The following is a 20,944-nucleotide window of genomic DNA, read 5'->3' as shown; positions in this document are numbered from 1 at the left end:
GGCGGGCGTCCGGCGCCCGGCGGGGGCCCGGCGCGACCGGGCGGCTCCCGCCCGGCGCCCGCGCGCCCGTCCGCGGGCTTCGTCCCGACCCGTACACGGCGAACGCCGCCGCCGCACCCCCTCGGTGCGGCGGCGGCGTTCGCCGTGTACGGGACCGGCCGGCGGGTCACAGCCCCAGCGAGCGGCCGATCATCTCCTTCATGATCTCGGTGGTGCCGCCGTAGATCGTCTGCACCCGGCTGTTGGCCCAGTCCTTGGAGATCCGGCTCTCCTTGAGGTAGCCGTAGCCGCCGAAGAGCTGGAGGCAGTGGTGGGCCACCTCCACCTGCAGCTCGGTGGTCCACCACTTGGCCTTGGCGGCGTCCACCACGGTGAGCTTCCCGGCGTTCAGTTCGCCCATGCAGTGGTCCAGGAACACCCGGGCGATGGTGACCTGGGTGTCCATGGTGGCCAGCTTGAACCGGTTGTGCTGGTGGGAGCCGATGGCCTGGCCGAAGGCCTGGCGCTGCCGCGCGTACTCCAGGGCGTCGGCCAGCATGCGCTCGGCGGCCGCGACGGCCACCGTGGCGATGCTGAGCCGCTCCCGGGGCAGGCCGGCCATCATGTACGCCATCCCGGCGTTCTCCCGGCCGACGAGGTTGTCCACCGGCACCCGGCACTCGTCGAAGAACAGCTCGCAGGTGTCGCTGGCCTGCCAGCCCAGCTTCTCCAGCCGCCGGCCCCGCTCGAAGCCCTCGGTGCCGCGCTCCACCACCAGCAGGCTGATGCCCTGCGCGCCCCGCTCGGGCGCGGTCTTGGCGGCCACGAGCACCACGTCGGAGTTCTCCCCGTTGGTGATGAAGGTCTTCTGCCCCTTCAGCACGTAGCTGTCCCCGTCGCGCACCGCGGTGGTGCGGATGTCGGCGACGTTGGACCCGGCGTCCGGCTCGCTCATCGCGATCGCCGCGACCAGCTCCCCGGAGCACAGCCCGGGCAGCCAGCGCTCGGCCTGCTCGGGCGTGGTGCGCGTGGCCAGGTAGGAGGCGACGACGTCGTTGTGCGCGATGAGCCCGGGCGCGGTCACCTGGGCGCGCACCAGCTCCTCGGCGAGCACCGCGTGGTAGCGGAAGTCCGGCTCCCCGCCGCCTCCGTACTCCTCCGGCACGCCCATGCCCAGCAGCCCGGTCTTCCCGGCCTTTCGCCAGAATTCCCGGCTGATGATCCCCTCCTTTTCCCACGCGTCGTGGTACGGCACCGCCTCACGGGCCAGGAATTCCCGGCACATACTGCGGAAGTCCTCGTGCTGGGACGTGTACACGCCGTTTCCCACGGTCACACTCCTCGTTTTCGCGTTGTGTCGCGCTGAATTCCGCACAGCCGCACGGCCGGGCGGCGGTGCGGCTGTGCGGTGGATTCAGCCCCGGCCCGGCCACACGGCGTCGGCCACGATTCCGAGGGTTTTCCGCGGGTCGCGCATCGCGGCGAAATGCCCGCCGTCGATCTCCACCCGGCGGCAGTCGGCCGTGGTGTGCTCCGACCACCGCCACACCTCCTCGGGGCGGGCGTGGACGTCCTCCCGCGCGGCGACCAGCGTCAGCGGGTAGTCCACCCACGGTGTGTCGTCGCGCGGGAACTGGCCCCGGATCACGTAGTCCTCGCGCATCATGCGGACCACCATCTGGGCCATCGTGGCGTTGGCCAGCAGCCCGGGCGGGGTGCCGCCGTCGGCGATGATCTTCGCCAGCAGCTCCTCGTCGCTCAGTCCGATCGTGTCGTCGTCCGGGCGCAGCCGGGGCGGGACGGCGGCCGACAGGACGGCCGCGGCCGGCGGCTCGCCGAGCGTGCGGGCCACGGCGGCCCCCACGACCAGGCTGAGCGTCGCGCCGAAGCTGTGTCCGAACGTCGCGTAGGCCAGGTCACCGCGCTCCTGCCGCGCCTTGGTCACGTCGGCGATCACCTCCTCGGCCAGCGACCGCACCAGCGCGGGGAAGTCCGCGATGCGCGGCTCGCGGGCCCGGGGCCCGCGGCCGGGCTGGTCGACGCCCACCACCTGGAGCGGTGCTCCCTCGGGCGCCGTCCAGTTGCGGTAGACCATCGAGCTGGACCCGGCGTGCGGGAAGCAGTACAGCCGCACCGGAGGGCGGGAGGCGTGCGGCACGGCGCTCACCCCTTCCCGCCGGAGGCCACGCGCTCGGCCAGCATCAGCGTCGTGAGGTTGGTCGGCACGCTGGGGATGGAGGGGAAGACGGAGGCGTCCACCACGCGCAGGTTCTCCACGCCGTGCACCCGGCAGTCCTGGTCGACGACGGCCATGGGGTCGGAGTCCGGGCCCATGCGGCAGGAGCCCACCGCGTGCCAGCCGGGGTTCATGATGTTGCGGACGCCGTTGCGCAGCACGATGTCGTTGCCGATCATCGAGTCCGTCCAGAACTGGGTCTGCTCCAGCTCGTCGGCGATGGCGCTGGAGCGCAGCACGCGCCAGGCCGTCCGCACGCCGTGCATGAGCCGGTCCACGTCCTCGCTCTCGCTGCCGAGCCCGAGCTCGATGACCGGGGCGCTGCGCGGGTCGGCGTCCTCCAGGAAGACGCGCCCGCGCGACTTCGGCCGCATCAGCATGATCGAGAAACCGACGACCATGGGCCACCCCAGGCGGTCCACGAAGCCCGGGATCGTCGTGCTGACCACGTTGTTGAGCAGCCCGAGCTGCACGTCGACGTCGTCGTCGTACCCGCTGCGGGTGCGCGCGGCGATCTGCCGCCAGGGCAGGCCCGGCTTGCACACGCCCGGCTTGGGCAGCGACCAGATGACGACCGAGGGGTGGTCGGCCAGGTTCTCGCCGACGCCCGGCAGGTCCACCACCGGCGTCAGGCCGAGGACGGCCGACAGCCGCGCGTCGCCCACCCCCGAGCGCTGGAGGATGACCGGCGTGCCGATGGCCCCCGCGCTGAGCACGATGTTCTTCGCCCGCGCGATGGTCAGCCGGCCCTCGCGCACCACGACGACGCCGACCGCGCGCGTGCCCTCGAACAGCACCCGGGTGGCCCGGGCGCCGGTGCGCACCTCCAGGTTGGGCCGGGTGCGCGCCTGCGCGAGATACGCGGTGGACGCGTCCACCCGCTCGCCGCCGAGCGCGTTGGCGGGCACGGGGCCGACCCCGGCCTCGACCCCGCCGTTGAGGTCGGGCAGGTCCGGCACGCCCAGCTTGTTGCACTCCTGCCAGAAGGCGGTCTCCAGCTCGTGGAGCTGCTCGGGCCCCGGGCGGCGGACGGGCACCGGGCCGCCGGAGCCGTGCTGCCCCCCGGGGAAGTCCGCGTCGTTCTCGATGGCCCGGTAGTAGGGGAGCACCTGCTCCCAGGACCAGTCCGGGTTGCCGCGCGCCACCCAGTCGGCGAAGTCGCGCGGCAGGCCGCGCATGGCGATGGCGCCGTTGACGGCCGAGGAGCCGCCCACCACCTTGCCGAGCTGGTAGGGGAAGCGGTTCCACAGGGCGCGCGAGCGGCGACCGGCGGCCGAGCCGGACTCCGGCTCGGGGCCCGGGCGTCCGTCGAGCAGGTTCTCCCGCCGCTCGCTGGAGCGCAGGTTGGCGCGGTAGTCCCAGTTGTAGCCGCTGAGGATCAGCCGGCTGGCGTCCTTGAGGGGGTTGTCCTGGCCGGCCGGCGGCTGTTCGTCACCGGCCTCCAGGAGCAGGACGCGCTGGGTGCCGTCTTCGGACAGGCGCCGGGCCAGGACCGAACCGGCCGCCCCCGCCCCGACGATCACGTGGTCCCACTCGGTCTCCGTGGCAGTCATTCCGCCGACTCCTTGCTGGACGTGATGATCTCGGCGAACGAGGAGATGCTGGCGTTCATGAACAGCCCCTCGATCACCTCCTGTTCCGCCGAGGCGTCGATGCCGAACTCGGCGCGGAGCTGGCCGAGGATGCCCACGGCGTGCAGGGAGTCGCCCCCGACGTCGAAGAAGCCGTCCTCGATCCCGAAGTCGTCGTGCCCGAGCTGCTGGGCCCACAGCGCGAGGAGCCGCTCCTCGACGGGGTTGCGGGGCCGCACGCGGGCCTCCGGCTGGGAGCCCTCCTCCCAGGGCTGGGGGAGCGCCGCTCGGTCGATCTTCCCGTTGCCCGTCAGCGGCAGCGCGTCCAGCGCCAGGTAGTGCGAGGGCACCATGTAGCCGGGCAGCAGGTCCTCCATGGCCTTGCGCAGCACCGCCGGGTCCACGGCGGCCGGTTCCTCGGCGACCAGGTAGGCCGTCAACTGCCGCTGTCCGGTGCGCGGGTGGGCCGGTGCGGTCACCATCACCTGGCGCACGCCGGGCTGCCGGGAGAGCGCGGCCTCGATCTCGCCCAGCTCGACGCGGTAGCCGTTGATCTTCACCTGGAAGTCCTCGCGGCCCAGGATCTCGATGTCGCCGCCGGGCAGGTAGCGGCCCAGATCGCCGGTGCGGTACAGCCGCTGCCCGGTGCGCGGGTGGGTGATGAAGCGCTCCGCGGTGCGCGTGGGGTCGGCCCAGTAGCCCTGCGCCACCCCGGTGCCGCCGATGTGGATCTCACCGGTCACGCCGACGGGGGTGGGCTCCAGCCAGGTGTTGTAGACGTGCAGCGTCTGGTTGGCCAGCGGCGTGCCGTAGGGGATGCTCGTCCAGGTCTCGGGCACCTCACCGATGGGGTAGTGGACCGACCAGATCGACCCCTCGGTGGCGCCGCCGAGGCTGATCAGCCGGACGCTGGGCACCTTGCTCCGGACGGCGTCGGGCAGGTCGACGGGAATCCAGTCGCCGCTGAGCAGGGCCAGGCGCAGGGTGGCCGCGCGCGCCGCGTCGTCGGGGCCCAGCGAGTCGCCCCACAGCCGCATCGGGGCCGGCACGCTGTTCCAGATGGTCACGCCGTGCCGCTCGATCAGCTCGGTCCAGTGGGCGGTGTCGTTGCCCCGGCCCGGTGCGGGCACCACCACGGTGCCGCCCGCTCCCAGCACGCCGAAGATGTCGTAGACGGACAGGTCGAAGCCGGTCGGCGCCAGCGCCAGCACCCGGTCGTGCTCGTCGACGTCGAAGCGCCGGTTGATGTCCTGCACGGTGTTGGCGGCGCTGCGGTGCGCGATCATGACGCCCTTGGGCTCGCCCGTGGAGCCGGAGGTGAAGATCACGTAGGCGAGGTCGTCGGGCCCCTGCACCGGCTCCGGCGCCCGGGTCTCGCACGCCCGGGTGGCCTCGTCGTCCAGGGTGACGACCTCCAGCCCCTCGGGCCACGCCAGCCCCGTGCGCAGGTCGGGCTCGGTGACCACGGCGGTGGCCCCGCACCGGTCCAGCAGCCGGTGACGGCGCTCCTCGGGCAGCTCGGGGTCGATGGCGACGTACGCGGCTCCGGAGTGCAGGACGCCCAGCAGCGCCGATATCTGCGCCGCGCCCGGCCGCATGGAGACCGCGACCAGGGTGTTGGGCCGGACGCCGCAGCCGGTGCGCAGGCGGTGCGCCAGCCGGTGCGCGTCCTCGGTCAGCCGGCGGTAGGTGGTCTCGGCCCCGTCGGCCGCGACCGCCACCGCGTCCGGGCGGCGGGCGGCGGCCTCGCCGACCAGGTCGTGCAGCCGGCGCGCCGGGATGTCCTGCGCCGTGGCGTTGGCGGCGTCCCGCTCGGCGCGCTGGGCGGCGGGCAGCGGCACGACGCCGGCCGTCTGGTCCCACACCGACGCGTCGTCCACCAGCCGGTCCAGCAGCGTGCGGTAGGCGTCGAACATCGCCTCCAGCACGCCCGCGGGGAAGAGCCCGGCCACGGCGTTCCAGGACAGCACGAGCGCGCCGTCCGCCTCGAAGACCTGGTTCTCCAGCCACACCTGCGGGGTCTGGCTGGCCTCGTGGACCACGCGCCCGAAGGCGCTCAGCGCGTCGCCGCCGGCGTGCTCGGGGCCGTCGAGGGTGTTGGTGAAGACCACGGGCATCGCCACGCTGCGCCCGTCGCCCCGGGCGCGGGTGAGGTCGCGCAGGACGCGCACGCCGCCGTGGAGCGCGTGGCGCAGGTCCTCCTGCCGCTGCCGGCGCACGGCCGCGGCACGCTCCAGGAACGACTCGCGGGGGTCGCCGGAGACGGCCAGCAGGGAGGGGGAGAGGAAGTCGCCGATGATCTGGCCGACCTCCGGGTGCAGCGGCAGCCGGTTCAGCAGGCTCAGCGTCACGGTGAAGTCCTGCCGCTTGGACCAGGTGCGCAGCACCTCGCAGTAGGCCGCGAGCAGCACGTCGGAGGGGTCCAGGCCGTGGCGCGCGGCGCTGCGGCGCACTGCGTCCCAGCGCTCGGCGGGCAGCACCGTGCGGTGCCGGACGAACGCGGGGCGGCCCAGCTCCTCGGGGGTGGCCGCGAGCGGCAGCTCGGGGGCGGGCGGCAGGGCGTCGAGGCGGGCGCGCCAGTACTCGGCCGCCCGGGCGCCCGCCTCGCCGTCCTGGAGCTCCTGCTGGGCCAGCAGGTAGTCGCGGAAGGAGAGGGTGAGCGGCGCGGGGGACCACTCGGGCTCGTCGTAGAAGCGCCGCCACTCGTGCAGCAGGAGCAGGAAGCCGTGCGTGTCGGCGAAGAGCAGGTCGAAGCTGACGTGCAGCCGGACGAGGTCCCCGGGCAGCAACGTGGCGCGGACGTCGAAGGGGAAGCCCTGGTCGGCGGGGAGCACCTGGCTCTCCAGCTCGGCGCGCAGGTCGCCGAGCGCCCGGGTGCGCTCCTCCTCGGAGACCGCGCGCAGGTCGGTGGTGGCGATGTGCGGCGCCGGCACGTGGGCGCGCACGCGCTGCCGGCTGTCCGCGTCCACCACCGCGCGCAGCATGCCGTGGCGCTTGACGACCTGCCCCAGCGCCGTGGTGAGCCGCGGCACGTCCAGCCCCGGGCCCTCGAACTCGAAGTAGAAGTGGCTCGACACGCCGCCCAGGGCGAGCCCCTGGTGACGTCCGATCAGGTACGCCTGCTGGATGTCCGCGAGCGGGAACGGCTCGTGGCGCGCCGCGCGGTCCGGTTCGACGCTCGGCAGGTCCTGCGGATCGGTCAGGAGGTCGTTCATGGAAGTCGAAGCCTCTTTTCCGTTCGGTGCGGCGGGGTCTCTCGCACGGGGTGACACGGGGTTTCCGGCCGGCCGGACCGCCGTTACCGGCCCGGCTCCGGCACGAGGGGACGCGTGGTGCGGGATGCGCCGAGTCCCTGCGGAGGGCATGGGGAGGGCATGGGGAGAGCGTTTTCCGGCCAGTCCCGGAAGGGCGCCGGTGCCTCCCGTGGGAAACCTATGGGGCGGGCCGTCGGGTGCTCAATGCGGTGGCCCCGTAGAACTGACCGAAGGGTTCCGGGGAATGCACCGAAGGGTTCTCCCGAGGGGCCGGATCAGCCTGGACGGGCGGGGAATACCTCGCTACGTTGGCTGCCGCCGGGGGCCGTCTCCCCGGCTTCTCCGGGTTCCCCGGTGTACCGGTCGTAACCCCGGCACGGCGGGTGGGAGACATCCGGAATCGGGCGCTCCCGTTCAACTCGTCCGCGTTCCCGCACCGCACGGGCCGACGTTTCCCAGAGGATTGCCCATGGAAGAGCCAAGTGCGCAGCGCGCTTCGCACAAGCGCATACTCGTAGCGGCCACCGGGTCGGTGGCCGTGACGTCACTTCCCACGTACCTCGGCGCCATGCGCGAGGCACTCGGCGGCACCTACACGGTGCTGTTGACCCACACCGCCGCCGCGTTCGTCCGACCCGAGGCGCTGCGGCTGTTCGCCGAGCGGGTCGTCCACGGCGAGTCGCCGGCCGACTGGCCGACCGACAAGCCGTCCCGGCTGGCCGCGGACCACGACATCGTGGTGGTGCTCCCCGCCACCGCCAACACGCTCGCCACCGCCGCCGCGGGCGCCGCCCCCAACCGGCTGGGCGTCGTCATCCTCTCCGCCTCGGTGCCCGTCGTCTTCTTCCCCGTGATGGGTGCCGCCATGTGGCAGAAGCCCGCGGTGAAGCGGAACATCGCCCAGCTCAGGGAGGACGGCCACCACATCCCCGAGCCGGTCTGGCACGACAGTTACGACGTTTCCTCGGGCAACTACTCACACCACCCCGCCCTGCCCGCCCCGGAGGAGGCCGCACGCGTCGTGGGCGAACTCCTCGGGCTGCGGCATTCCGGTTGACCGCGCGCGACCCCCGGCAGGCGTCCGGTGGCGGGGACGTACTTCAACGGAACAGGACTATCGAGAGGTGTCGTCATGGCCGAATCGGTTCCCACGATCTACGAATGGGCCGGTGGCGCGGAGGTGATGGACCGGCTGACCGAGGAGTTCTACCGGCGCGTCCGTCAAGATGAACTGCTCGCTCCGCTTTTCCAGTACATGACCGACGATCACCCGCACCACGTCGCCCTGTGGCTGGGTGAGGTCTTCGGCGGCCCGCCCGCCTACACCGAGGAACTCGGCGGATTCCACCGCATGCTCAAAAGCCACCGCGGCAAGGCCATCGAGCCCGAGCAGCGGCAGCGCTGGGTGAAACTCATGATGGAGGCGGCCGACGAGATCGGCCTGCCCACCGACCCGGAGTTCCGCTCGGCGTTCGTGGCCTACATCGAGTGGGGCTCGCGGCGCGCCATGGCCAACTCGCAGCCCGACGCGCCGCCGTCCAAGCGGGACACCGTGCCCGTCTGGGGCTGGGGCCAGGCGCCCCCCGGCACCGCCTAGCCGGGCCCGGGCCCGCGCGGCCCGCCCGGGGGAGCGGCCCCCACGCGCCTCCGGGGCCGCGCCGCCGGACCCGCTGCCGCGGTGGCCGCTCCCCCGGCCCCGGCGGGCACCGAGCGGGTCCGGCCGCGCCGGCACCGTCTCGCGCCGCGGGCGCCGCTCCGGCTCCGTGCCCGCGGCGCGCCGGCACCGTCTCGGGCGCGCGACGGCGTCCGGTGGCACCGTGTCGGCGTCCGGCGGCGTCCGGCGCGGCCGGTTGGCGGCCGGTCGCGGTCGGCTGGGGGAGTGGCCGGGGCTCAGGCCCGGCGGCAGGTGCGCGCGGTGTGCACGGTGAGGGCGGCCAGGTAGAAGGCGTCGGGGCGCCACAGGATGCCGGTGCAGGCGTCGCCGTCCAGCAGGTGGTTCAGCGTCTCGCGGTCCGCCGGGTCGAGCCGGCCGCCCACCTGGTCGCGCAGCCAGGTCAGGTGGTCGTACAGGTACTCGCGGGCCGGCAGGTCCAGCGGGGCCGGCACGTCGACGAGGAAGGTGCGGCTGCCGGTGGGCACCAGCCCGGCGCGGGCGAGCAGCGCCGGCCAGTCCTCGACCACCGTGGTGCAGCCCGGCAGCCGTGCGCGCTGGGCGGCGAGCTCGTCGTCGACCGCGCAGTCCAGCCGTGCCTGGAGCCCCGGGCGGCCCATGCCGATCTCCCGGGGCAGGAACCGGGGGGCCAGCCCCGGCTCGACGACGGCGAGCAGGCCCCCGGGCCGCAGGGCCGCGGCCAGCCGGTCCAGCGCCGCCTGCTGGTCGCCCGCGTGCTGGGTGACGTCGCCGCCCCAGATGACGTCCGCGTCCGCCAGCGGGGCCACCTGGAACGGCTGCCCGACGCGGTGGGTGCGCACCCGCGTGCCCAGGTGCTCGCGTCCGGCCCGCGCCGCGACCCGGGTCAGCCGCTCGGCGCAGCGGTCGACGGCGACGACCTCGGCGTTGGGGAAGAAGCGCGCCAGCAGGCAGGTCGCCGTGCCGGTGGCGCCGCCGACGTCGAGCACGCGGCGCACCGCGCCGTCGCGCCCGTCGGCGGTGCGCAGCAGGTTGCGCAGCCAGTCCACCGCCGCCTCCAGCGCCGGCAGGTGCAGCTCTGCCGCCCGCTCCCGCTGGTCGGGGCGGTCCTGACCGTCGATGCTCCCGGTGGGGTGGGGGTACACGGCTTTCTCCTCTGGCAGAGCGGCTCCGGGGGTTGCGCGGAGCGCCGGGCCGCCGGCCCGGCGGTACCGCGGAATGCGCCCGCCCGGACGCGTCCCGACGGGGGACGGGAGAGGCGACCGGGCGGGCGCGGCGGGGAGGTCACCAGACGGCACCGGGGACGAGTGCCGGTGGGACCTCGGGTGTGCGGTGCTCCTCGACGGCCCGCTCGACGTCCTCTTCCACCAGGTCGTGGTTGAGGGCGAACGCCGCGGCCGAGCCCATTCCGGCGGAGCCGGCCACCAGGGCGCGCGGGTCGACGACGTTGCCGACCGCCCACAGCCCGGGCACCCGCGTGCGGCCGGTGCGGTCCGTCGGCACGAAGCCGTCCTCGGCCCGGACGCAGCCCAGGCTCGTGAGCAGCTCGTCGCGCGGCACCATCCGCGGGGCGACGAAGACGGCCTCGCGCGGGATGCCGCGGCCCTGGGCCAGCTCGACGCCGCGCAGCCGGTCGTCCTCGACGACCAGGCGCTCGACGGTGCCCTCGGCGATGTGCACCCCGCGCGCGGTGAGGCGCTCGCGCTGCGCGTCGGTGAGCGAGAGGGTGTGCGCGAAGAGGACGACGTCGCGGGACCACTGGCGCACCAGCAGCGCCTGCTCCGGGGCGGCGGGCGAGGTGCCCAGCACGCCCAGCGGCCGGTCACGCACCTCGTAGCCGTGGCAGTAGGGGCAGTGCAGCACGTCCCTGCCCCACCGCTCGCGCAGGCCGGGGAGGTCGGGCAGTTCGTCGCGCAGGCCGGTGGCGACCACGAGGCGGCGCGCCGCGAGCACCGCTCCGCCCGCCAGCCGGACCCGGAAGCCCGGCTCGACGGCCACCGCCTCGTCCGTGACCAGCTCCACGCCGTAGCGGGCGAGTTCGCCGTGGCCCGCGTCCAGCAGGGCTCGCGGGGCCATGCCGTCCCGGGAGAGGAAACCGTGCAGGTGGGCCGAGGGGGCGTTGCGCGGCGTGCCGGAGTCGACCACCGCGATCCGGCGCCGGGAGCGGGCCAGGACCAGGGCCGCGTTCGATCCGCCGGCGCCCGCCCCGACCACCACCGCGTCGTACAGCGCATCGTTGGATGACATCTCCGGCCTTCCCATCGTCTTCCGCGCCTTGCAGGGCACGCGCCGCTGCCACCGCAGCGACGCCGCCACGGCCCACAGCGTGCGTCCGCCTCCCCCGGGAGACAACTTTCGTTGCCGTTTCCGGGAAACGCCCGGTGGGACGCGCCTGGGGAGCCGTTCCCCGGGACCACCTGCTCAGTGGCCGAAAGTCGGCCACCGGATGGAGTGCATGTTCGATAGGAACTTTCAGCGGTGGGGATTTGCGTGGTAGTGTCAAAAAAGTTACGCACGGTATCTGTTTCATGCGGGATCTGACAACACACAGACCTCAGTTCAGGACCGCCGCACGGCGCGGGGACTCTGACCCAGTCCCCCCGGAGCCGGCCGCGGTCGACTGAAAAGTGCTCCGACGACCGGCCCGGCCACGCCCGGGAGGGGCGGCGTGGGCTGCTGGAGCGTTGATCAAGGGGGGCGCAGGAACCGGTGGCCAGGAAGTTGTTCGGCCGCGACGCGGAGTCGCGGACCGTCTTAGGGATGCTGGAGGCGGCGCAGGCGGGCACGGGGACGACGGGCCTGGTCGAAGGCATCATCGGAACCGGCAAGACGTCGCTGCTGCGGTGGGCGGAGGAGACGGCGAGGGAACAGGGCATGCTCGTGCTCTCGGCCACCGCCTCGCCCACGGAGCAGAGCCACCCCCTGGGGATCGTGCGCCAGCTCCTGGCCTGCCTGGAGGGCTCGCCCCCCACGCTGGCCGCCTCGCAGCACGCCGCCGGCGGGCTGCCCGACTTCCCGGAACTGGACGCCTGGTTCGCGCTGCTGAGCCACGAGGCGAAACGCACGCCGCTGCTCGTCACGGTGGACGGGCTCCACTGCGCCGACCCGCAGTCCCTGCTGTGGCTGGGCTACCTGAGCCGGCGCATCGACCGGCTCCCGGTGGCGCTGCTCACCAGCCAGCGCTGCGGGGACCCGGTCAGCGACCAGAACCTCCTGGTGGAGCTGTTGGAACGGGTCTCGCCCGACCGGCACATGCGGTTGCGCGACCTCAGTTCCGAGGCCGCGCGCGAACTCGTGGCCGCCCTCGGCGAAGGCACCGCCCCGGGCGCCGACACCCTGATCGCCGACAGCGGCGGCAACCCCTACCTGCTCTCCGAGCAGTTCCTCACCCACACCCGGCCCACCCGGGCCGACCGCACCGGCTCCTGCGCCCAGGGCGCGGAGCTCCCCGCCCGGCTGCGCGCGGTGCGGGAGCGGGTGCTGTGCCTGCTGCGGCGGCTGAGCGACCACGCGCTGCCCGCCGCCTACGCCGCCAGCCTCATCCGCACCGACGTGCACGCCGACCTCGTCGCCGAGCTGTACGGCATGGGCGCGCCGGAGGCCTCCGAGGCGCTGGACCGGCTGGTCGAGGCCGGCCTGCTGCACGGCTCCGACCTCACCTTCCGGCACCCGGTGCTGGCCCACCTGCTCTACCAGGACATCGCCTCCGCCCGCCGGGCCGAGCTGCACCGCAGGGTGGCCCACCACCGGCACCGCCGGGGCGAGGAGCCGGAGGCGATCGTCTCCCACCTGCTGCGGGCCGACCGGCTGGACGCCCCGTGGATGGCCGCACTCCTGCTGGACACCGCGCGGGAACTGGTCGCCCACGACGCCGCGACGGCCATGAAGCTGATCGACAAGGTCGTCACCCACGGCGTCCCGGCCCGCCTGAGCGCCAGCGCCGAACGGCTGCGCGTCCAGGCCCTGGTCGGGCTGAACCTCCCGGCGTCCGTGCGCGCCCAGTCGGCCCTGGTGGACCACGCCGTCGGGCACCGGGAGCGCGCCGAGGAGTCGCTGCGACTGGCCGACATCCTGCTGCGCCTGGACGAGCCGGTCGAGGCACGCCGGGTGCTCCAGCAGGCCTACCGCCTGGTCCACCCGCACGACGCCTCCGTCGCCGCCCGGCTCAGCCGCCACCTCACCCACGTGTGCGTCCTGGACGGCGGCTGCGCCGACCCCAGCATGACGGCCGAGCGGCTGGAGTCCATCGTGCTGGTGCGCACCGCGCGCGGCACCGGCGCCGGTGCCGTGCGGCGCATCGCGCGCACCATCCTGTCCGTGCCGCGCGCCCCCTACGGGTCCCCCTCCTGGTACTACGCCGTGCTCGGCCTGCTGTGGGCGGGGGACTTCACCGAGGCCCAGCGCTACGTCGACACCGAGGCCGGCCTCGCCCGCGCCGACGGGCGGGTCACCCGCATCGCGGAGGCGCTGGCGGTGCGCGGCCTGGTGTGCCTCCACCGCGGCCTGCTCGGGTGCGCCACCGGCGACGCCGAGCAGGCGCTGGCCATGCTCGGCCGGATCGGCGCCGCCCGCCACCACGTCGGCGCCCTGGCCAGCAGCGTGCTCATCGAGGTGGCGCTGGAGAAGGGCCGCATGGCGGACGCCGCCGAGCTGGTCGACACGGCCCTCTCGCGCCCCGTGCAGTCGGCCACCTGGTGGCACCTGCACCTGTGGCGCAGCGCCGCGCAGGCACTGGGGCGGCTGGGCGAACCGCTGCGCGCGCTGGAGCTGGTCGCCTCCTGCGGACAGGAGCTGGAGCGCCGCGGCGTGCACAACCCGGCGGTCGTGCCCTGGCGGTCGACCAAGGCCCTGCTGCACGCCGGAATGGGTGACCGCGCCAGCGCCCGCACCCTGGCCCGCCAGGAGGTGGAGGCCGCCCGCCGCTGGTCCGCGCCCTTCGCCACCGGGCGCGCCCTGGTGGCACTGGCCACCGTCAGCTCGGGCAACGACGCCCTGCGCTACGCCCAGCAGGCCGTGGACGTGCTGGAGCCGCAGGACGCCCCGCTGCTGTTCGCCCGCTCCCTCTACGTCGCCGGGCAGGGCCACGGGCGCACCGGCAACGCCGCCCGCGCGCGGGCCCTGCTGCACCGGGCGAACGAGGTGAGCGTCTCGCTCGGCGCCGACGGCCTGGTCGAGCAGGTGCACGCGGCGCTGCGTCACGCCGGCGGCCGGCCCGATCCCCGCAAGGCCTCCGCCGAGGCGCTGCTCACCCGGTCCGAACGCCAGGTCGCCGAACTCGCCTCGCGCGGGATGAGCAACCGCACCATCGCCCGGTCCCTCCAGGTCAGCATCCGCAACGTGGAGTCCCACCTGACGCACTGCTACCGCAAGCTGCGCATCAGCGGACGTCGGGAGCTGTCCGCCTACTTTCCCGAAGACGAGGACGAAGGCAAGGTCGCCCCATCCGTCCCCGCCCCCCGAAAGCTCCCCCTGAGCCCGGGGGTGGCCCCGCTGCGTCCCCGGGTGGGGTAGCGGCCCGCGCGGGGAGGGTGGCGGGCGCGGCCCCGGGGGCCCTCGTGAATGGACGCACAAGCTCGCGCTTACCATGGAGCCCGTGCCCAAACTCCTCGAAGCCGCGCGTAACCCCCTCGCGTACGTCGCCGCCCGCTGGACGCCGCCCCAGCGCATCGTCGAGCGCGCCACACTGGCCGCCGTGGTCATGAGCGTCGTCATCGTCGTCACCGGCGGAGCCGTCCGGCTGACGGGCTCCGGGCTCGGGTGCGACACCTGGCCCAAGTGCACCGGCGACAGCCTCTTCGCCACCCCCGAGATGGGTGTGCACGGCGCCATCGAGTTCGGCAACCGGCTGCTCACCTACGTGCTGTGCGCGGCCGTGGGCTGGGCCATCGCGGCCATCCGCAGCGCCGTCCCGCTCCGCCGGGGCCTGCTCCGGCTGGCGTGGGCGCAGTTCTGGATCGTCCTGGCCAACGCGGTGCTCGGCGGCATCACGGTGCTGCTGGCCCTGAACCCCTACACCGTGGCCGGGCACTTCCTGCTGGCCACCGCGCTCATCACGGTCACCGTCGTCACCTGGCTGCGCGCACGGGAGGGCGACGCCCCGCCCCGGCCGCTGGTCGGCGCCCGGGTGCGCCAGCTCGGCGGCGCGCTGGTGGCGGCCACGGCGCTGCTCGTCACCGTCGGCACCCTGGTCACCGGGACCGGCCCGCACGCCGGGGACAGCAGCGACGTGCCGCGCATGGAGTTCGTCGGCTGGGAGACGATCACCCGGGTGCACGCGGCCTCCGCCTGGCTGGTCGTCGCCCTCACCGTGGCGCTGTGGCTGGCCCTGCGGGCGCTGGACGCCCCGGACGGCCCGCGCGCCCGCGTCCGCGACCTGCTCCTGGTGCTGGCCTCGCAGATGGTCGTCGGCTACGCCCAGTACCTGACCGACGTGCCGGAGCTCCTGGTGGGCGTCCACCTGTTCGGCTCCACGCTGGTGTGGATCGCGGTGCTCCGGGTCTGGCTCGGCCTGCGCGAGCGCGGCGCCCCGCCCGCCCCCGGCGAGCCCCGGACCACCGAGCCCCCGGTCGCCGCCGCCCGCCCCGCCCCCGCCGGCTCCACCGCGTAGCCGCCACCGCGCGGCAAACGCGGTGCCGTCCGCGGGGCGCGCGGCCGCGCCGCGCGGGTCCGGGCGGCGTCGCGCCGTCGGTGCGCGGGGTCCGGTGCGGCGTCGTCGGGCGTGCCGCCTCCCCGCCGCGTGCGCCCGTTCCGGGGGCGCGGGGGCGATGTGCTCCCTACCGGCCCCGGACGCCTTCCCCGCCCGCCCCGGGGGCGGGCCCCGCGGGGTCAGGTGTTGCTCGGGCCGCCGACCTGGATGCCCGCCATGCGCGACCACTCGTAGGGGCCGGTGCGGACGCGGGCCGCCATCTCGCCGTCGAAGTGCTCCCGCACGGTGATGCCCGCCCGCCGCACCGCCTGCTCGGCGATGCCGTGGTGGGGGGCCATCAGGTCGCCCCAGGTGCCGTCCCGGCCGACCAGCACGATGCGCACTCCGCGCTGTCCCACGTAGGAAAGCTGCCCCTCCGCGCTGCCGCCGTGCCGTTCGGCGAACGCGGTGATCTGCTTGGTCAGCCGGGCCACGTGCCGTGCGGCGCGCTTGGCCGCGGCCGGGGCCTCCGGCTCGGCGGTACCGGTCGTGTTCGTCGTCCCGTTGTCCTGCGTCTCAGCCATACCCCGATGCTACTCGCCGGTATCGCCGAGGGCGCACGTGGCGTGGACCACGCCGTCCGGCCGGAGCGCGCGGCGTCAGCGCAGGAAGGGGTCGACCGCCACGGCGATGAACAGGAGCGAGACGTAGGTGATGGACCAGTGGAACAGGCGCATCTCCTTGAGCCCCGGGCCCGTCACCCCCGACTTGGCCCGCGACTGCAGCGCGTGCGCCTCCCACAGCCACCAGCCGCCCGCGGCCAGCGCGACGGAGGTGTAGAACCAGCCGACGTACCCCAGCGGCCACAGCAGCAGCGAGACGCCGACCATCACCCAGCTGTAGAGGACGATCTGCCGGGCCACCACCCGGTTGGAGGCGACCACGGGCAGCATCGGCACGCCGACGCGCGCGTAGTCGTCCTTGACCTTCATCGACAGCGGCCAGTAGTGCGGCGGCGTCCAGAAGAAGATCACCAGGAAGAGCACCACGGCCGCCCAGCTCACCTCGTTCGTCACCGAGGACCAGCCGATCAGCACCGGCATGCAGCCGGCGATGCCGCCCCACACGATGTTCTGCGTGGTCCGCCGCTTCAGCAGCATGGTGTAGACGACGACGTAGAACAGCAGCGCGCCCAGCGACAGCGCGGCCGAGAGCCAGTTGACCAGGAGGCCGAACCACAGCGTGGAGACGACCGCGAGCGCGAGACCGAAGACCAGGCCTTCCCAGGGCCGCAGGACCCCGGTGACCAGCGGGCGGTGTGCCGTGCGCGTCATCAGGGCGTCGATGTCGCGGTCGATGTACATGTTCAGCGCGTTCGCGCCGCCCGCGGACAGGTAGCCGCCGACGCAGGTGGCCGCCACCAGGCCCAGGTCCGGCACGCCCCCGGCGGCCAGGAACATCACCGGGACGGTGGTGATCAGCAGGAGCTCGATGATGCGCGGCTTGGTGAGGGCCACGAACGCCTTCACCCGGGCCGGGAACGGAGCTCGGCCCTTCTGGTCCGGCGCGAGCACCCCCGCAGGGCGGGATTCGACGGCCGTCACGAACACCCCTGATCACAAGTGACATCCGCGGCTCGCGCCGCGCGGAACGGGCGAGGCCTCCGGGGGCGCCCGGACGGCTCTCACGTACCACGCCACTTTAGACGGCCGCCATACACGGGCCGCTCGGGGGGTGGCCGTGTTGGGCGGTATGCGCCGGAAGCGGTACCGGCGCCCGCGCACCCGCCCACGGTCCGGACCGTGACGCGGCGGCGTCCGGGAAAGGGGCCGCGGGCCGGCGGGTGCGGCGGCACGGAGCGGGCGGGAGGGCGGCTCCGTCCGGCGGCGGGCGAGGAGCGGCGGGCGAGGAGGAGCGGCGGGCCTGCGGCGGGCCGCGACGGCGCACCGTGGAATGCGGCACGGCGGTCGGGTGCGGCGCATGCGGACCGGACCGCGGCCCGCGGGCGCGGGACGAGCGGTGCGCCGCCGGGTGCCCGGCGGCCCGGCGGGCGGGAAGCGGGGGCACGCCTGCGGCGGGTCGTGCGGGCACCGCGACGCGGCGGCCCGGGATGCCGGCGCGCCCGGACGCGGACCGCAGCGCGATGGCGGGCGCGGCGGCGCGGACCGGGACGACGGCGCGCGGTGGCGCGAGCGCCGGTGCGGGGCGGGGGCAGGGGGTGGAGGAGGGACGGGGAAATATCGGGCGGGAGGTGAGGGTTGCCCAGGAAAGGGGTAACCGTGGGGCGGTGACCACGGATCGAGTACCTGCGAAGGCGGCGGCACGGTCGGCGGTAGGCTCGGCAGCGCGCGGTGAAGGGACAGGTCACCGGCTTTTTCGTACGCGAGAGGAGCCCTGAGCCAGGGTGAGCACCAAGCCGACCACCACAGAAGCCGAGACGTTCTCTTGGACCGACCTCGACCAGCGGGCCGTCGACACGGTCCGGGTCCTGGCCATGGACGCCGTCCAGAAGGTCGGCAACGGCCACCCGGGCACGGCGATGAGCCTGGCCCCGGCCGCCTACGTGCTGTTCCAGAAGCTGATGCGCCATGACCCGGCCGACTCCCACTGGACGGGCCGGGACCGTTTCGTCCTCTCCGTCGGCCACTCCAGCCTCACCCTCTACATCCAGCTCTACCTGGCCGGCTACGGCCTGGAGCTGGACGACCTGAAGGCCTTCCGCACCTGGGGCAGCAAGACGCCCGGCCACCCGGAGGTCCACCACACCACCGGCGTGGAGACGACCACCGGCCCGCTCGGCCAGGGCATCGGCAACGCGGTCGGCATGGCGATGGCCGCCCGCTACGAGCGCGGCCTGTACGACCCGCAGACCCCCGCGGGCCAGTCGCCGTTCGACCACACCGTCTGGGTGCTGTGCGGCGACGGCGACCTCCAGGAAGGCGTGGCCGCCGAGGCGTCCTCGCTCGCCGGGCACCAGAAGCTCGGCAACCTCGTGATGCTGTGGGACGACAACCACATCTCCATCGAGGGCGACACCGAGACGGCCGTCTCCGAGGACACCCTCAAGCGCTACGAGGCCTACGGCTGGCACGTGCAGCGCGTGGAGCAGGCCGAGAACGGCGACCTGGACCCGAAGGCGCTGTTCGAGGCGTTCAAGGCGGCCAAGGCGGAGACCTCGCGGCCCTCGCTCATCGCGGCGCGCTCCATCATCGCCTGGCCCGCGCCGAACGCGCAGAACACCGAGGCGGCGCACGGCTCCGCGCTGGGCGCCGAGGAGGTGGCGGCGACCAAGCGGCTGCTGGGCTTCGACCCCGAGGCGAGCTTCACCGTCGAGGAGGAGGTGCTCGCGCACACCCGGCAGGCCGTGGAGCGCGGCGAGCGGGCCAAGGCCGCGTGGGAGAAGGAGCTGGCCGCCTGGCGCGGCGCCAACCCCGAGCGCGCCGCCACCTGGGACCGCGTCCGCGAGCGGCAGCTCCCCGAGGGCTGGCGCGAGGTGCTGCCCACCTTCGAGCCGGGCAAGGACGTGGCCACCCGCAAGGCCTCGGGCGCGGTGCTCAAGGCCCTGGCCCCGGTGCTGCCCGAGCTGTGGGGCGGCTCCGCCGACCTCGCCGGCTCGAACAACACCACCGTCGCCGAGACGTCCTTCCTCCCGGAGGGCAACAAGCTCCCCGGCGCCGACCCCTACGGCCGCACCGTGCACTACGGCATCCGCGAGCACGCCATGGGCGCCGTCATGAACGGCGTCGCCCTGCACGGCAACACCCGGATCTACGGCGGCACCTTCCTGGTGTTCTCCGACTACATGCGCGCCTCCGTGCGGCTCGCCGCGCTGATGAAGACCCCGGTCACCTACGTGTGGACGCACGACTCGATCGGTCTGGGCGAGGACGGCCCCACGCACCAGCCCGTCGAGCAGCTCTCCGCGCTGCGCGCCATCCCGGGCCTGAACGTCGTCCGCCCCGCCGACGCGAACGAGACGGCGGCGGTGTGGGCGGAGATCCTGGAGCGCCACGCGCTCCACCCGGCGCCGCACGGCCTCGCCCTCACCCGGCAGAACGTGCCCACCTACGCGCCCGACCCCGACGCGGCCAAGGGCGGCTACGTGCTGCTGGAGGCCGAGGGCGGCGAGCCGGACGTGCTCCTGATCGGCACCGGGTCCGAGGTGCAGCTCGCCGTGGCCGCGCGCGCGGAGCTGGCCGCCGAGGGCATCCGGGCCCGCGTGGTCTCCATGCCCTGCGTGGAGTGGTTCGAGGAGCAGGACCAGGCGTGGAAGGACGCCGTCCTGCCGCCGTCGGTGCGGGCCCGCGTCGCCGTCGAGGCCGGCGTGGCGCAGTCCTGGCACCGCTACGTGGGGGACGCCGGCCGGATCGTCTCGCTGGAGCACTTCGGCGCCTCGGCCGACTACCAGACGCTGTACCGCGAGTTCGGCCTGACCGGCCAGGCGGTGGCCGCCGCCGCCCGCGACGCCGTCCAGGCCGCGCGCTGACGCACGTACCCGACAAGCGACAAGCAGGAGATGCAATTCCCATGACAGACGCACTCAAGCGCCTGAGCGACGAGGGCGTGGCGATCTGGCTGGACGACCTCTCGCGCGGGCGCATCACGTCCGGCCACCTCGCGGAGATGCTGGACCAGCAGCACGTCGTCGGCGTCACCACCAACCCGTCGATCTTCCAGAAGGCGATCTCCGCGGGCGAGGGGTACGAGCAGCAGGTGGGCGACCTCGCCTTCCGCCGGGTCTCCGTCGAGGAGGCGCTGCGCATGATCACGACCGCGGACGTACGGGACGCGGCCGACATCCTGCGCCCCGTCCACGAGGCCACCGGTGGCCGGGACGGGCGCGTCTCGATCGAGGTCGACCCGCGCCTGGCCCACAACACCCGGGCCACGGTCGCCGAGGCCCGCCAACTGGCCTGGCTGGTCGACCGGCCCAACACGCTGATCAAGATCCCGGCCACCCTCGCCGGGCTGCCCGCCATCACGCAGACGATCGCCAGCGGCATCAGCGTCAACGTCACGCTGATCTTCTCGCTGGAGCGCTACCGCGAGGTGCTGGACGCCTACCTGACGGGTCTGGAGAAGGCCGACGCCAAGGGGCTGGACATCTCCCAGATCCACTCCGTGGCGTCGTTCTTCGTCTCCCGCGTGGACACCGAGATCGACCAGCGGCTCGACGCGCTGGGCACCGACGAGGCGAAGGCGCTGCGCGGCAAGGCCGCGCTGGCCAACGCCCGGCTGGCCTACCAGGCCTACGAGGAGGTCATCGCCTCCGACCGCTGGCAGGCGCTGGAGACCAAGAACGCCAACCGGCAGCGGCCGCTGTGGGCCTCCACCGGCGTGAAGGACCCGGCCTACCCGGACACGCTCTACGTCACCGAGCTGGTCGCCCCCGACACCGTCAACACCATGCCGGAGGCCACCTTGGAGGCCGCCGCCGACCACGCCGAGATCACCGGCGACACGGTGCGCGGCACCTACGAGCGGGCCCGCGCGGACCTGGACGCCGTCGAGCGGCTGGGCATCTCCTACGACGACGTCGTCGCCCAGCTCGAACGCGAGGGCGTGGAGAAGTTCGAGGCGTCCTGGAACGACCTGCTCGCCTCCACCCAGGCCGAGCTGGAACGTCTCGCCCCGAAGGAGCTGTAACGA

The 20,944-nt window shown here is 74.2% G+C and carries 14 protein-coding genes; 6 read left to right on the top strand and 8 right to left on the bottom strand.

Going from position 1 to position 20,944, the window contains the following annotated elements:
* Nucleotides 1-166: 166 nt before the first annotated feature.
* The 4 genes from OSB71_RS08685 to OSB71_RS08670 all read right to left on the bottom strand — a co-directional run bounded on the left by OSB71_RS08685 (nt 167) and on the right by OSB71_RS08670 (nt 7,001).
* Complete coding sequence (locus OSB71_RS08685; protein ID WP_265946118.1) at nt 167-1,309, bottom strand: acyl-CoA dehydrogenase family protein; 1,143 nt, start codon at nt 1,307-1,309, stop codon at nt 167-169.
* An 84-nt stretch (nt 1,310-1,393) separates the two neighbouring features.
* Nucleotides 1,394-2,137, bottom strand: coding sequence for a thioesterase II family protein (locus OSB71_RS08680; protein WP_265946116.1), 744 nt, complete (start codon nt 2,135-2,137; stop codon nt 1,394-1,396).
* A 5-nt stretch (nt 2,138-2,142) separates the two neighbouring features.
* Nucleotides 2,143-3,768 (bottom strand): GMC family oxidoreductase, encoded by a 1,626-nt coding sequence (locus OSB71_RS08675; RefSeq protein WP_265946115.1) that lies wholly within the window; start codon nt 3,766-3,768, stop codon nt 2,143-2,145.
* Complete coding sequence (locus OSB71_RS08670; RefSeq protein WP_265946114.1) at nt 3,765-7,001, bottom strand: non-ribosomal peptide synthetase; 3,237 nt, start codon at nt 6,999-7,001, stop codon at nt 3,765-3,767. Before OSB71_RS08670 ends, OSB71_RS08675 begins: the two co-directional genes overlap by 4 nt.
* Nucleotides 7,002-7,509: 508 nt before the next feature.
* Here OSB71_RS08670 and OSB71_RS08665 point away from each other — a divergent pair.
* Entirely contained in the window at nt 7,510-8,097 is a 588-nt protein-coding gene (locus OSB71_RS08665; protein ID WP_265946113.1) for a flavoprotein, read from the top strand.
* 75 nt (nt 8,098-8,172) lie between these two features.
* Nucleotides 8,173-8,637 (top strand): group II truncated hemoglobin, encoded by a 465-nt coding sequence (locus tag OSB71_RS08660; protein WP_265946112.1) that lies wholly within the window; start codon nt 8,173-8,175, stop codon nt 8,635-8,637.
* A 293-nt stretch (nt 8,638-8,930) separates the two neighbouring features.
* Here the strand turns inward: OSB71_RS08660 and OSB71_RS08655 are convergent, their stop codons facing one another.
* Together OSB71_RS08655 and OSB71_RS08650 are read right to left on the bottom strand one after the other, a co-directional pair.
* Complete coding sequence (locus OSB71_RS08655) at nt 8,931-9,815, bottom strand: class I SAM-dependent methyltransferase (protein WP_265946111.1); 885 nt, start codon at nt 9,813-9,815, stop codon at nt 8,931-8,933.
* A gap of 139 nt (nt 9,816-9,954) precedes the next feature.
* Nucleotides 9,955-10,917: an NAD(P)/FAD-dependent oxidoreductase gene (locus OSB71_RS08650; protein ID WP_265946109.1), complete on the bottom strand. Its 963-nt coding sequence runs from the start codon at nt 10,915-10,917 to the stop codon at nt 9,955-9,957.
* A gap of 462 nt (nt 10,918-11,379) precedes the next feature.
* Between OSB71_RS08650 and OSB71_RS08645 the strand changes: the two genes are divergently transcribed.
* The gene (locus tag OSB71_RS08645; RefSeq protein ID WP_265946107.1) at nt 11,380-14,181 is read left to right on the top strand and encodes a helix-turn-helix transcriptional regulator; all 2,802 of its coding nucleotides are present in this window, start codon (nt 11,380-11,382) and stop codon (nt 14,179-14,181) included.
* Between the two features lie 73 nt (nt 14,182-14,254).
* Nucleotides 14,255-15,277: a COX15/CtaA family protein gene (locus tag OSB71_RS08640; protein ID WP_265946105.1), complete on the top strand. Its 1,023-nt coding sequence runs from the start codon at nt 14,255-14,257 to the stop codon at nt 15,275-15,277.
* A gap of 218 nt (nt 15,278-15,495) precedes the next feature.
* Here OSB71_RS08640 and OSB71_RS08635 read toward each other — a convergent pair whose 3' ends face one another.
* Both OSB71_RS08635 and OSB71_RS08630 read right to left on the bottom strand, forming a co-directional pair.
* Nucleotides 15,496-15,879 (bottom strand): hypothetical protein, encoded by a 384-nt coding sequence (locus OSB71_RS08635; RefSeq protein ID WP_265946103.1) that lies wholly within the window; start codon nt 15,877-15,879, stop codon nt 15,496-15,498.
* 75 nt (nt 15,880-15,954) lie between these two features.
* Entirely contained in the window at nt 15,955-16,899 is a 945-nt protein-coding gene (locus OSB71_RS08630; protein ID WP_265946102.1) for a heme o synthase, read from the bottom strand.
* Between the two features lie 800 nt (nt 16,900-17,699).
* On the opposite strand from OSB71_RS08630, the gene tkt reads away from it, so the two are divergent.
* Together tkt and tal are read left to right on the top strand one after the other, a co-directional pair.
* Nucleotides 17,700-19,781 carry a transketolase gene (gene tkt / locus OSB71_RS08625; protein WP_265946101.1) on the top strand — a complete coding sequence of 694 codons (2,082 nt, stop codon included), beginning with the start codon at nt 17,700-17,702 and terminating at the stop codon, nt 19,779-19,781.
* A gap of 41 nt (nt 19,782-19,822) precedes the next feature.
* On the top strand, nt 19,823-20,941 hold the full coding sequence (gene tal, locus OSB71_RS08620) for a transaldolase (protein ID WP_265946100.1): 1,119 nt from the start codon (nt 19,823-19,825) through the stop codon (nt 20,939-20,941).
* Nucleotides 20,942-20,944: the final 3 nt, after the last annotated feature.

Origin of the sequence: Streptomyces marinisediminis, from assembly GCF_026262575.1 — a bacterium.
GTDB lineage: Bacteria > Actinomycetota > Actinomycetes > Streptomycetales > Streptomycetaceae > Streptomyces > Streptomyces marinisediminis.
Note: the sequence above shows the minus strand (reverse complement) of the source record. Positions and strands in the feature narration are given on the sequence as shown.